Genomic DNA, 12,144 nt, shown 5'->3' with positions numbered 1-12,144 from the left:
GGAGACTGTCATGACCATGGCAATCGATCCCGACGACACGCCGATCGTCGTCGAACTGGTCGCGTGCCCCGCGTCGCTGCCCCTTCCGCCCCTGTCTCCTGCCGGAGCGCCGGGCGAGATGACATGGCGCAAGGATGCCTGGACGCCCGATGAGATCGCCACTCTGCGCCGTCTCTTTGCCGATGACGTGCCCGTCACCGAGATCGCCGAGGTTCTTGGCCGGGGCAGGCAGGGGGTGCGCGACCGTATCTATGTACTCGGGCTTCGCCGCCATTCGCAGCGGCCATGGAACGAGCTGGAGGACGAGGAACTGATCCGGCGCTACGGTGACGAGGCGACCGCCGGCATCGCCGCCGACCTTGGACGTTCCTGCATGGCGACTTATGCCCGCGCCGCGCTGCTTGGACTTGCCCGGACCGGCGCGCCGCCCTAGATGCCATGGGAGGATGCCCAGCTTCGCTCCGGCTACGAGACCGGCATCCCCATCGCCGAGATCGCCGTTCTGATCGGACGGCCCCATTACGGGGTCTCGGCGCGCGCGGCCCTGCTCGGTCAGCGCCACAAGCATATGCCCCGCGACTGGAGCGCTGCCGAGATCGAGCGCATGATCGCGCTTCAGGAAGCGGGGCACTCCTATACCGAGATCGGCCAGATGCTGGGGCAGGAGGGTCACACGACGCGCAGCAAGAGCGCGATGAAGGCGATCATGCGCAAGATCGGCGAGGGCAAGGGCTGGGGCCGCGCCTGGACAGCCGAGGAGAACGAATTGCTGAAGGCCGCCTATGCGAGCGGTCAGAGTCTGACGCACCTGCAACGGGGCCTTTCGCGCAGTGCGCACTCGATCCGCTGGCGCGCCCGATACCTCGGGCTCACCGGCACCCACGCCAACCGGGCGGGATGGCGCACCGGCCCGGACTGGTCCGAGGCCGATCTGGATCGGCTGCGCCGTGACTATGGGCGCGTGCCCACCGCTGACCTCGCCCGCGCGATGGGGCGCAGCAGGGCCGCGATCTTCACCCGCGCAAATCTGCTCGGTCTTTCGCACGGCTACCAGCGCCCCTGGAGCGAGGACGACAAGGCCGCGCTCACCATCGCGCATGCCCGCGCCATCGACATTCGCGACCTTGCCGATGCGCTCGGGCGCAAGGCCGCAGCGGTCCACAAGTATGCGGCAAAGCAGGGGCTGGCCTTCGGCCGCCGCAAGCGCGCGGCGACACCCAAAAGCCTTCCCGAGATCCTCGCGCTGGACGCGGCGGCACCCGCGTCAAAGGGCGGCTGAGGGAATATCCCGCGTCTTCCCATGAGTATCGGCGGAGAGAGGGAAAGCGAAGGATGACGATGGGGAATGGTCCCTGTCCGCATCAAGCGATGGAGATTTTCATGGCCTCTCACCCCCACGCGTACCCGCAGGTCTCACCCGTCCAGTCCGCTACGGACACGTCCCTGCAGGCGAACATCCTGATGATCTGGCCGGACGGCACGTATTGCCGAGGCGACGAATACGATCCCGCTGACTTCGCACATATGTCCGACGACTACGAGATCGCCGACATGGCCGATTTGCCGCAGGCGCAGCGCGTGGTTCGCGACTGGCCGGACGGTGCCGCTGAGATTGCGGACTTCATCGCACACGACCTCGCCTGAGCGCGGTCGCCACCAAACCACACCTTTCAGGAGATCCGGCCCATGGTCGATCGCGTGTCCGCGTCGATTGAAATCGGCGGAACAATCGGCTCTGCCGATTACACCCGGCTTGTCGCGCTTATCGGCGCCGAGGCCCTTGCCATCCAGTGGGATGGCGAGGACTTCGCGCCCGAACACCGGCAGGAGGGCCAGTCGCTACGCCTCTATGCCCACGAGGTGGCATGGGGGCGCTTCGATGCGCTCGAGGCAACCTGCATCGAGATGGGCTTGCCCTTCGCGCGCTGGTCTGGCGGATGTTCGGGCCAATGGGGATCGGAGCGTGTCGTCTTCACCGGCGAGGGCGAGCCGCAGCCTTACCCGGTCGATGAAAGCGACACCGTGCTGATCGGCCGCGCCGCCATCAAGCAACTGGGCTCGATCGAGGCGGTGCTCGCATGGTTCGATGCCGCCGACTTTGCCATCCCACCGCTCGTGGTGACGGGAGATGACGAAGCCGCCGACGACGTTGCGGCCGATGCCTCCCAGGGCGCGTGACATGGCCTCGATCATCATGCCGCGTCCGCCTGTCGCCCTTGCCTACGGCATCGGCGTCGATTCCACCGCGCTCCTGATCGAGCTGGTGAGCAGGGGGGAGAAGCCGGAAATTGTGATAACCGCCGATACCGGGACGGAAAAGCCTTCGACTTACGCCTATCTCGACGTGATCGGCCCATGGATGAAAAGCCATGGCATTCGCCATGAGATCGTGCGCTATCAGCCCAAGCGCTTCAAGCACTGGCCGCCCTACTATTCGCTCCTGGAAATGGCGCTCACGAACGCGACCCTTCCGAGCAAAAGCCTCGGCGGCTCCAGCTGCAGCCTCAAATATAAGAAGGCACCCCAGGATGCCTTCCTCAAGACATGGCAACCCGCGATCGATGCCTGGGCGCGCGGACAGAAGGTCACGCGCCTGATCGGCTTCGATGCGGGGTCACGCGACCGTGCCCGCGCCGCCCATGCCGCGACGATCGACGATCCGCTCTATTCCTACCGCTATCCCTTGCAGGAATGGGGCTGGGACCGCGATGCCTGCATCGCCCGCATTGCAGCCGAGGGCCTGCCCTTTTGCGAAAAATCGAGCTGTTTCCTGTGTATAGGAATGGCCCCGGCGGAGGTTCGGGCACTCCCGCGCTGGTGCCTGCGGCTCATCGTCCTCGTCGAGGCGCGGGCTGCGCCGCGGCTCCATACCGTGGAGGGGCTGTGGCGCAAATCCACCCGCGCGAGGCCGGGGCGCATGACCGATTTCATCCGGCACGAGCAGCTGCTCCCTGATGCCGAGATCGACACCATCGTGCGCGATGCCCCGCTCGACCTCGTCCGCTTCCAGGACGTAGCCGCCACGATTCCGATCGAGGAGCGCCCGACAATGCGCGACTGGCTCGAGCGCTTCAATGCTGGTGCGCTGCCGAACGGCAGTGCTGCCGTCCGCGCCGTCGCCGCATAAAGCATATCTGCACATAGGGAGTACCCGCGCTGATGTTACGCACACCCGCCGATCACGCCTCGCGCACCGAGATCATCGGTCGCCTGAACGATCGCTGCCGGCTCGGCCTCGACCGCACTGCACGGACCGTCATCACCCGCAATTGCCTTGCGACCTTCAGCAACGGCGAGCGCATGAGCGAGATCGTCGCGCAGGCGCGCATCCTCGCCGCCGTTCGCGCGCACCGCTTCCCCCAGGACGACAGGAGTGAGCGCGATCGCAGCCAGGTCGAGTACGAGGGGCAGACCATCTACTTCGCGATCGACGCCTACGACCTCGATCTTCGCTACGGCTCGGACGATGCCGCCGATGCGTCGCTCACCCGCCGCGTCATGACGATCATGGTGCGCGAGGACCTGTGATCCATCAACCGCTGCCGATCGCCCGACAGGTCTTCGACTTGCGGCGATAGACCTCGCGGCCGCACGCGGTGCAGGCGCCAACGTAATGCAAACCGTCCCACCGGGTCTTATGCCAGTCGGGCTTGTGGCGGTTGAACAGACACAGGATCGATTGCGGGATCATCGGCGTCGCGCCCTTCGGTTACAACGGTTTGCCTCCTGAGAGGCCGTGCCACCGTCTCGAGTGTACCGCAGCGCAACATACACTGCCTTGGGCAGTGTATCCACCACGGCAAGGCGTGCCGGTTGTCAAAAGGACGGCGATATCGGATTTGGTTGCGGCGACGCCCTTTGTTCCTGACCAAACAGGTCAGGCATGAATACTGTGCCTGCAGGATACAGTCGGCGGCAGGACGGTCGCGTTGTCCTGCCGCCTGTCGATGGCATTAGCAGCCCGTTACTTGCCCGCAACATGTAATCGCCAGTGCAAACGATAACGGGGCCGCATCCGTAGCAGCGGATACGACCCCCGTCGATTCCAGGAAGCCTCGCATGCTAACAAGGTTCTGCCCGGTATAACCCTCGGTGGCGATAGCGGGCCCGCGACCCGCAGATCGCCGCCCTCTGCGCGTCTCTTTATGGAAATCTGACCGATCGCTGCGCGATCGCTCCTGCAGAAAGGATCACTATCATGGAACCACTGCGGCACCTCGATCGCGACATCCGCCGCGCCCGTCTTCTGGCCGCGCGCACGCGGCCCGTGGGCGGCATCAACCGCCGCGGAATCTTCAGCGGCCACTGGGATCGCGGCGACGTAGTTCGCCAGTTTCGTGGCGGTAACGGATCGTGGCTTGGCCTCGCTACCTACCTACAGGTGGACGAGAATATCTCTACCGAAGATGAACGGCCCATACGAAACCGGCCCCCACATCCCTTTGAAGGGACATGAGGGCCGGATCGTTCGTGCGCCTCTCGCACCGGACTTCACCAAAAGGACTTCACCCGAAGGACATCACCCAAAAGGGACAACTCATGACTGCCATACCGCTCTCGCCGCGACGCCAGCGCCTGTCGAATTTCTCCAACGCCTACGCCGTCGCCTGCCAGCTTCGCGAAACCACCGGCGCCGACCAGTTCGTCGTGCGCACCGGGAATCCCATTCAACCTTTCCGTGTTTCGCGGGATATCCCCGACAACACGGAAACCATCCTCGCCCTGGTCGCCTGAGCCTTTGGCGACAAATACGGTTCAGACCCCCAGCTTGCTCATCAGATCGTGCGCATTCGGGCCTTCCAGTCCCGATGCGTAAGTCCAGTATTTGCCGCTGAGGCCTTCATTCATCAGCACCCGGCACATGCGCGCGCGGTCGTAGGCGAACTGCTTCGCCTCGCTCAGCACCAGGATCGCCACCTCGAACGAGGCACCGTCGAGCATGTGCCACAGCCGCATCTGGAGTGGATTGCGATCCTGAAGGATCGCTTCCATCATCGCGAAGCCTTCGCCCGGATGCACCTTGGTCTCGTAATCGGCCTGAAGCCGCTCGTAGGCTTCCAGCACCTCGACCGTCGCATAATAGGCCGTGTTCAGGTCCTGACCCATCAGCGCCGCCGCGACCATGCGCATCGTCTGCGACTTCTCGGGATCATTGAGCACGTCCATCAGCGGCAGATCGTAATCGTAGTTCTTCAATACATCGCGCATTTTCATGAGAAGTCCTCCTTCGGTTAGTCCAAGCGAGAGACTACCGATGTCGGAGAACAAATCTAGTACGAGACCTATCTATTCGCGGTGCGTATCGATCGGATCGTTCCCGCTATCGCCGCTCGACCACCGCATCGCCGCATTTGCCGCAGTGCAGCACCGCGTTAACCTCTCGTTAGGATTTGACCGGGCAACCTGCCTCCCGGCGAATGAGTGCAGTCTTGTTCCCTGCCGGCCCGACACTCGACCCCAGCCGACCCCCTGTTGCACTTAAAGGTGTCGCGGTAACCCGGCCTTGGCCCCGCCCGTAATCCCGGCCGCGAAGCGCTTGCGCCGCCCCGCTCGATCCGCTTTTCTGCGCGTGATCCCCTGCCATAAAGGACGTGCCTCGTGACACCCTTCATGCTCGCCTTCCTGTGCACCATCGTTCCTGCCGTACTGATCGTCGTCATCACGGATATGGCGGGCGCCTTCAAGCTCCCTCATCCCGATGCACGGCCGCTATCGAAGAGCCAGCGGCTGTGCCGCTTCCTCCTCCTCAACTGGCCGTGGATCAGCGCGCCGTTCCTGCTCGCCTTCGGCGCCTGGCGCCTCGCGCAGGCCGACCTGCCCGCTTCGAGCTGGTTCAACATCGCCATGATCGTCCTCGTGCCGGTCTGCTTCACTCTGCTCCTGATCCAGCCCTGGGAGCGCAAGCGGGGCATCCAGTGAGCCTGGCGACCTGTGCTCACGAGCACAGGTCCGCAACCGCGATACCATCGAGCGCGGCCATCGCCTCCGGCGATACCAGCACCAGCAGCCCGCGCTTGCCGCCGTTCACCGCAATCTCGTCGAAGCCCAGCGCCGAACGGTCCAGGTAGACCGGACTGCGCCGACGCTGCCCGAACGGGCTGATCCCGCCCTTCACATACGCCGTCACCTGCGCCGCACGCAGCGGGTCCATCATCGCCGCAGACTTGCCGCGCGCCGCCTTCGCGGCCTGTTTCATGGAGACCTGCCGGTCGGCAGGCACCACCACGCACATGGGATCGCCGTCCACCTCGATCATCAGTGTCTTGAATACCCGTTCGGGCGGCAAGCCGATCGCCTTCGCCGCATCGCCCGCCAGATCGCCTGTCCCCGCTATGAAGACATATTCCGCTACGCGGTAGGAAATGCCCGCCTCGCTTAGGAAACGGGTCGCCGGTGTAGCCGCTGGCGTGCGCGTCTGGGACTTGCTCATCCCCGCTCCATCAACCCCCGGAGCGCTCCCGGCAATTGAAGTTTTGGGGACTGAGATCGCCGGGAGCTTCGGCCCCATCGCGGGGGGCATGGACAGGGCCGCAAACGGCCCCATAAGGCACGCGCGCGGCGCGCGCTACCCTTATGGACACTTGTCACCAGATCGCCGCGGCGCACTAGCTACAGGCCCGCCACGCGGTCCTTCAACTCGCCGCTCGCTCGGAAGGTAACGACGCGGCGCGCCGATACCGTTACCTCTTCGAGCGTCTTGGGATTGCGGCCGACCCGCTCGCCTTTGTCGTTGAGAACAAACGTCCCGAAATGGGTGATCTTCACATTCTCGCCGCGTTCCAGTGCTCGCGCAATGTGCTCCATGATGCTTTCGACAAACAGCAGCGATTCCGCTCGCGACATCTTAACATTGCGATGAACCGCCTCTGCTATGTCGGCCCGCGTCAAACTGCCGGGTGAATCCTCGCTCAAGGTGCGCCTCCACATGCTGCAATTGCACACTACCGCAATCCAGTGTCGAATCAACGTATTGGCCGCTTGCACACGTACGGTTGACAGAGCCCGGTTTGCTTGACGGATTTGCGATATCGCCCATCGCGGCTCATCCGGCTCTCCCCAAGGCAGCAGGGGGCATCCCGCCCTCTGGGCGCGACCGGGCTCTGCTCGCCTCCGGCTCATGAAGCCCCTACGGGTCTCCACCCTGACGGGCTTCGATCCCTTGCCCAGGCGTCGCGCATGCACCCTACCACAGGCCATGTCCCGCGCCCCGCGCCACGACGCACCGCGATGATGACGGCCTACCGGCCGACGCCTTCGTCCATGCCGGGGACCGGCGAGGACGCCGATCCCCGGCACCAACCTCGCGCCAGGTCATTCACCACACTCTGCGCCACCCCCGCCAGTGTCCCGGCGTCGCACACCGGGTTGCTCGATCAAAAGCTGCCTCCGACCAGGCTGCGCTAGCCAATCCGCGCTGGCTGGCTTTTGTCCGCTATCGCAGACAGCCAGCGCGGATCGGCAAGCTCCGCCAGGCCGCAGCGCGACGTCTTTTGATCGAGCGATCCCCGGCGTGCCACTTGGAACACAGGCGAAGGTGGCTCCGTGTGCGGTGAATGACAAACCCACCCCGTGCGCTCTGTTGGTCAGTAATGACGGCCCTGACGGGCGACGTTCCTTGGTAAAGGCGCTACCGCGCCTAATAGAACGGCTCAGGTTCACCATGCACGGTAAATATCTGTCAAGAACTCTATGAACTTCAATGCTTTAGGGGGAGGGAGTATAAGAAAGATGTCGGAAGCGAAGGGGAAAGGCCCCGGACCAAAGACAAGGGGGACAGGCCCCCGCAACTAGGAGTAATGCTCATGAACATCGGTTCCTTCAAGCTCGTCAATGGTCAGCTTCTCGGTTCGGTCGCAACCCTGACTGTCGACCTTCCCCGCCTTGGTCTTCGCCCCGTCGAGAGCGCCAACGAAAAGGCCCCCGCGTTCGAGATCATGGCCCTCAACGTCGCGCGCAAGTGGGTGCAGATCGGTGCCCTTTGGGAGATGACCAGCAATTCCACCGGCGAAGTTTTCTACAATGGCCGCATGGAAGACCCCAGCCTCAATGAACCCCTGCCCGTCATGCTCTTTGGCGACGACGAAGACGGCTATCGGATGGTCTGGAACCGCCCGCAGGCCCGCCGCGAGAACATGGACGGCACCCGCCAGACCCGCCAGCGCCGCACCAAGGCAGACGAGGCATTCGGCGAAGGCAACGCCACCGAAGACGGCCAGCTTGCCGATCAGGGCGAGGACTTCGTGCCCGCCTTCTAAGCCCCCCGAGCGGGAAGGGAGAGGTTAGCCCCCTCTCCCGACCCTATCGCTATCCCCTGCCAAAGGATGAGTTACGATGACCAAGGAAACGAATGACCGGCGCTATACCAGCTTTGCCGACCTTGCAAAAGCCATGGGGACCAACCCCGCCGACCTGCGTAAGCAATACCTCGACAAGGCGATTGCCGACGCCAACGGCGAAGGTAGCGACCCGCGCCCGACATGGATGCGCGAGGAGCGCAAGGCCGATCTTGCCCAGCGCAAGGAAATGGAGGAGCGCGACCGCGAAAACGAGATCGCCGACATGATGCGCGAAGACACCGTTTGCGACAGCTTCCACGAGGCATTCGGGGACGTAGGCGCGCTTTCCATCCTCGAAATCGGGGACGCGCCGCAGGAACTCGACATGCCCGAACCCGCAGAGGCGCAGGCCGAATGTCACGCCATCGTTACGACCATCTTTGACCTGTTCCGCGATACCCGCCTTGAGCCGAGCGCACAGGCCATCGCATGGGGCATCGTCAATTCCTTCCACTACGAAGCGCAGAAGCTGGCGAACGAGGAAGACCGGCTTTCCGGCGAACTACAGGACATGGCCCGCCGCCCCGATCCGTCCGAAATCTACGCCACCGAACTGGAAGACTTGCAGCTTCGTGCGCAGACCAAGCTGGAACAGCGCAGCGCTATCGAATGCATGCGCGACTATGCCGCCGACTGCTACCGTTCGCAGACCGGCAGGCCATGGAGCGCCGCGCGCGGTTCCAAGGTGTCCAGCGTCACCACCGCCAGCCAGATCGCATCGGCCGATTTCCTCAAGGCGCGGGCAACCGCCCTTCGCGAGAAGCGCAATCCCACCGGGCCTATCGTCGTCTTTTCCGGCGGTCAGGAATGGCACGATTTCCAACAGCTTTACGCCCGCCTCGACCAGATCAAGGCCCGCATTCCCAGCATGACCCTTTGCACCACCGGCCAGCGCAAGGGATGCGACGCCATCGCCGCCGCATGGGCCGCGAACAACGGCGTTCCCCTTGTCGCATTCGTGCCCAACTCCAACCGCTACGGAAAGTCCGCAGGTTTCCGCCGCAACGAACAGCTTTTGAACCTCAATCCGGTTGAAGCCATCGTCTGCCAAGGCACCGGCATTCAGCTTAACTTGCTTGAGGAACTGAAGCGCAAGAACGTCCCCACCCACGCTTTCCCGATCAGCGGGCAAGCCCCTATCGCCGCCGATACCAAGCGGCAGGCGTGGGGATGATACCCTAACCAGACAGGGGCGGACCAGCGCCGCCCCACCCTTTCCTTGGCAGGGACGATGCGGCCAGCGACGGGACCAACCCCGGCGCTGGCCCTTTGTCGTTTGCGCCGCGTATGTGGGGGAAACCCTACGGTTCCCCCCACGCCAGGCGGGGCGCGATTGCCGGTCCCGACATCGCCCCCGCCGGGGCGCGCCGGAACCGACAATCGCGCCCGCCTTCCCCCTCCGGTAAGGCGCTGCCGCAGGCAATATGATCACGCCCGCCAGGCATCATCCGGCCGCGCCAAAATCGAGGCCGGAAGAGCCCCTCGCGGGCATCGAACCCGCTCGCCGCTGCTGCCGCGATCATGGGCAGAAGTTGCACCCCGCAGTCACCGGGCGCGGGGCCGCCCTCTCGCCTCGCTCGCGTCCCGCACAAGGCCGCCGCCTTGCGACGTGCGCTACGCACGTCGGCAGTCTCCCGGCGAGAGGGGAAAACACACACGGTCCTCCCAGAATGTCCTGCGCCGCACAGCCGCGTCAAGGATGAGCGGTCCCCCCAATTTTGACGCGGCCTGCGCTCCGCTCCGCTGCGCTCCAACCACGACAAAATCGGTTCCCCCACTCCCCGCTTCGCGCGCCGGCCAAGCCCCGCGTCCCTGACCCGGCTGCACGGCGCAGGACCGACAGGAACTGTCATGACGACAAGGAGACATAACTATGACCGCCATCATCACTTCACTGCGCAGCGACCTCGAAGCCATCGCCGACAGCATCAACGTCGGCGCGCCGACTACGAGATCTGGGCGTGCCGCTTCAGCGAGGCATGCGGCGGCTACTTCAGCACGCTCGACCCCGACCAGCGCCGCGCCGCGATCGGGATCGCCAGCGACCTCGGCTACCGCACCCCCGAAGAGGAACCCGAATACAATCCCGGCGTCTGCTGGCGCTCCGGTATCAACAGCGCATATTGCCACTGCGGCCATCACGAATGAGGCCGCGCGGGAGCTCCGGTCCATGCCGGAGCCTCCTGTTTCGTACGTCGCGCCCATGCGGCCGCGTCCGGGGCATCGAACCCCGGACGCGGCGGCCCTGCGATGGCATCCGGACGTTCCCGGCGCGGCCATGGCCGCCCCCGATCCGTCGCCGGATCGGGCCAGATCGGGCCGGAGATGAGAGGGTGGAAAAGGATCGGTTCCACCGATAGAGGAAGTGAAGCGATGACCATCACCTTTCGCGTCAAGGACGAAACCCGCACCCCCGTCGCGCCCCAGTTCATCACCCATCTTCGCGCCGTCGCCCTGTGCCACCTCCTCACCGAAAAGGCCCTGCGCCTTGGCGAGGACATGGTCTATCCGATCCATGGTTCGCTGGACTCTGCCAGCTACGCTTTCGAGGCCCGCGTCTGCCCGGTCGCGCTCGCCCAGCTCAGCCGCATTTTCTACGACTGGCCCCCCGCCATCGCCCTGCTCGACGAAGCCCAGTTCCGCCGCCGCCGCCTGCGCATCACCCGCGCTTCCGCTCATGGGCGCGTCATCATGGAAATCTCCACCAGCCACGACTTCGCACCCGAAGTCACCATGCCCAACGCCGGGGCCTATGCCCTGCTCAAGACGCTCGGCCTCAGTCCCGACAGCTACGGCGCGATCTCCCTCACCGACATGCGCCGGCGCCTGACCGATCCGGTCATCCGGGGGCGCCTCGAGGGCGATCCCAAAGGCCTCGGCCGGTACGTCCATGACCTCGAGCGCATGGTCGAGACCGATACCGTTTCCGGCCAGCTTTCCATGGCATCGACTTGACCTTTTACGGCCACTCCTGAACACTCCCGCGCGTCCCTTACCGGACGCACCCGAATGTAAAAACTGACAAGGGAAGCCCGTAGCCTGACGGCTACGCGCTTCCCTTTTTTTGCTTCATACCCTCGCGCAGGCTGACGCCGCGACCACCTGCCGGACCCCGCCGCGCAAGGTCCGCCGCGAACCCCGTTCACCGTGTCGGCAAGGGCGCGACCGGACCCGGCTCGCTCGTCCTGGGCTATCGCCCAGAACTACGCATCGCCGGAACAGGTGCGGCGCATGTGGTGCACGTGAAAATGGCCGTGCGGGGCTCCTCTTCCCCGCACGGCCATCGTCTTGTCGGTCCTGTCCAAGCGCTCAGCCCCCTGTGTCCAAACGCTTCTCGACCTCGTCCATACCCAGCGTCTTCACCGCACCCATGAGCCGCTCCAGCCTGTCCAGCGGGATCTTCAAAAGTCCCGCCTTCTCGATCCTCCCGATCGCCGCCTCGCGCACCCTTGCCTCATGCGCCTTACGGCGCTCGGCAAGCCTGCGTTCCTCGGCCTCGATCGCGGCCATTTGTGCGTCCAGTGACTTCGCCATGTTCCTTACCTTTCCGGTTCGGCTGATCGGCTCTGAACACACCCACAATAACCCCCATCACCCCCAAGGAAAAGATGCGCCGTACTCCCCTACGGGCGCGCCCAAAATGGACACCGTTTCTTCATGACCGCACATGCCAATTTGCCTGCGCGAAGCGCCGTCACCCGGCCCCTCATTCCGCCTCACGGCGACCTTTGCCACCCGAAAACCGGATGCTAATCAGGACGATACCGAGGCCCCGATTACCCCCAATGCACACGGACGATACGATAGC

18 protein-coding genes are annotated in these 12,144 nt (G+C 64.5%); 13 read left to right on the top strand and 5 right to left on the bottom strand.

The window, feature by feature from the left end; all coding sequences use genetic code 11:
• Positions 1-10: 10 nt before the first annotated feature.
• The 6 genes from ADT71_RS33625 to ADT71_RS13175 all read left to right on the top strand — a co-directional run bounded on the left by ADT71_RS33625 (position 11) and on the right by ADT71_RS13175 (position 3,528).
• Positions 11-433, top strand: a complete 423-nt coding sequence (locus tag ADT71_RS33625) for a hypothetical protein (protein WP_231635861.1) — start codon at positions 11-13, stop codon at positions 431-433.
• The gene (locus ADT71_RS13195; protein ID WP_231635860.1) at positions 434-1,279 is read left to right on the top strand and encodes a hypothetical protein; all 846 of its coding nucleotides are present in this window, start codon (positions 434-436) and stop codon (positions 1,277-1,279) included.
• 101 nt (positions 1,280-1,380) lie between these two features.
• Positions 1,381-1,644 carry a hypothetical protein gene (locus tag ADT71_RS13190; protein WP_132469837.1) on the top strand — a complete coding sequence of 88 codons (264 nt, stop codon included), beginning with the start codon at positions 1,381-1,383 and terminating at the stop codon, positions 1,642-1,644.
• A gap of 42 nt (positions 1,645-1,686) precedes the next feature.
• The gene (locus tag ADT71_RS13185; protein WP_054437499.1) at positions 1,687-2,178 is read left to right on the top strand and encodes a hypothetical protein; all 492 of its coding nucleotides are present in this window, start codon (positions 1,687-1,689) and stop codon (positions 2,176-2,178) included.
• 1 nt (position 2,179) lies between these two features.
• Entirely contained in the window at positions 2,180-3,127 is a 948-nt protein-coding gene (locus ADT71_RS13180; protein WP_231635859.1) for a hypothetical protein, read from the top strand.
• Positions 3,128-3,159: 32 nt separating this feature from the next.
• Entirely contained in the window at positions 3,160-3,528 is a 369-nt protein-coding gene (locus ADT71_RS13175) for a DUF3768 domain-containing protein (protein ID WP_054437495.1), read from the top strand.
• A gap of 4 nt (positions 3,529-3,532) precedes the next feature.
• Here ADT71_RS13175 and ADT71_RS31365 read toward each other — a convergent pair whose 3' ends face one another.
• Complete coding sequence (locus ADT71_RS31365) at positions 3,533-3,691, bottom strand: hypothetical protein (RefSeq protein WP_156336584.1); 159 nt, start codon at positions 3,689-3,691, stop codon at positions 3,533-3,535.
• A gap of 507 nt (positions 3,692-4,198) precedes the next feature.
• Between ADT71_RS31365 and ADT71_RS30340 the strand changes: the two genes are divergently transcribed.
• A complete protein-coding gene (locus ADT71_RS30340; RefSeq protein ID WP_132469838.1) occupies positions 4,199-4,456 on the top strand; it encodes a hypothetical protein in 258 nt (85 codons plus the stop codon).
• Between the two features lie 83 nt (positions 4,457-4,539).
• A complete protein-coding gene (locus tag ADT71_RS13170; protein ID WP_054437493.1) occupies positions 4,540-4,734 on the top strand; it encodes a hypothetical protein in 195 nt (64 codons plus the stop codon).
• A 21-nt stretch (positions 4,735-4,755) separates the two neighbouring features.
• On the opposite strand, the gene ADT71_RS13165 is transcribed toward ADT71_RS13170, so the two are convergent.
• Positions 4,756-5,214 (bottom strand): hypothetical protein, encoded by a 459-nt coding sequence (locus tag ADT71_RS13165; protein WP_054437491.1) that lies wholly within the window; start codon positions 5,212-5,214, stop codon positions 4,756-4,758.
• Positions 5,215-5,598: 384 nt separating this feature from the next.
• Here ADT71_RS13165 and ADT71_RS13160 point away from each other — a divergent pair, with 384 nt between their 5' ends.
• On the top strand, positions 5,599-5,919 hold the full coding sequence (locus ADT71_RS13160) for a hypothetical protein (protein ID WP_132469839.1): 321 nt from the start codon (positions 5,599-5,601) through the stop codon (positions 5,917-5,919).
• A gap of 16 nt (positions 5,920-5,935) precedes the next feature.
• On the opposite strand, the gene ADT71_RS13155 is transcribed toward ADT71_RS13160, so the two are convergent.
• Positions 5,936-6,430: an aminoacyl-tRNA deacylase gene (locus tag ADT71_RS13155; protein ID WP_054437488.1), complete on the bottom strand. Its 495-nt coding sequence runs from the start codon at positions 6,428-6,430 to the stop codon at positions 5,936-5,938.
• Positions 6,431-6,609: 179 nt separating this feature from the next.
• On the bottom strand, positions 6,610-6,912 hold the full coding sequence (locus ADT71_RS13150) for an integration host factor subunit alpha (protein ID WP_255351641.1): 303 nt from the start codon (positions 6,910-6,912) through the stop codon (positions 6,610-6,612).
• An 890-nt stretch (positions 6,913-7,802) separates the two neighbouring features.
• Here ADT71_RS13150 and ADT71_RS13145 point away from each other — a divergent pair.
• The 4 genes from ADT71_RS13145 to ADT71_RS13130 all read left to right on the top strand — a co-directional run bounded on the left by ADT71_RS13145 (position 7,803) and on the right by ADT71_RS13130 (position 11,291).
• Positions 7,803-8,255, top strand: coding sequence for a DUF736 domain-containing protein (locus ADT71_RS13145; RefSeq protein WP_054437483.1), 453 nt, complete (start codon positions 7,803-7,805; stop codon positions 8,253-8,255).
• A 76-nt stretch (positions 8,256-8,331) separates the two neighbouring features.
• Positions 8,332-9,510, top strand: coding sequence for a DUF2493 domain-containing protein (locus ADT71_RS13140; protein ID WP_082370335.1), 1,179 nt, complete (start codon positions 8,332-8,334; stop codon positions 9,508-9,510).
• A gap of 677 nt (positions 9,511-10,187) precedes the next feature.
• Entirely contained in the window at positions 10,188-10,484 is a 297-nt protein-coding gene (locus ADT71_RS13135; RefSeq protein ID WP_054437481.1) for a hypothetical protein, read from the top strand.
• A 225-nt stretch (positions 10,485-10,709) separates the two neighbouring features.
• Positions 10,710-11,291: a hypothetical protein gene (locus ADT71_RS13130; protein WP_054437479.1), complete on the top strand. Its 582-nt coding sequence runs from the start codon at positions 10,710-10,712 to the stop codon at positions 11,289-11,291.
• A 354-nt stretch (positions 11,292-11,645) separates the two neighbouring features.
• Here the strand turns inward: ADT71_RS13130 and ADT71_RS13125 are convergent, their stop codons facing one another.
• Entirely contained in the window at positions 11,646-11,870 is a 225-nt protein-coding gene (locus ADT71_RS13125) for a hypothetical protein (protein WP_054437477.1), read from the bottom strand.
• Between the last annotated feature and the right edge of the window lie 274 nt (positions 11,871-12,144).

Source organism: Novosphingobium sp. ST904, from assembly GCF_001298105.1.
Taxonomy (GTDB): domain Bacteria; phylum Pseudomonadota; class Alphaproteobacteria; order Sphingomonadales; family Sphingomonadaceae; genus Novosphingobium.
Note: the sequence above shows the minus strand (reverse complement) of the source record. Positions and strands in the feature narration are given on the sequence as shown.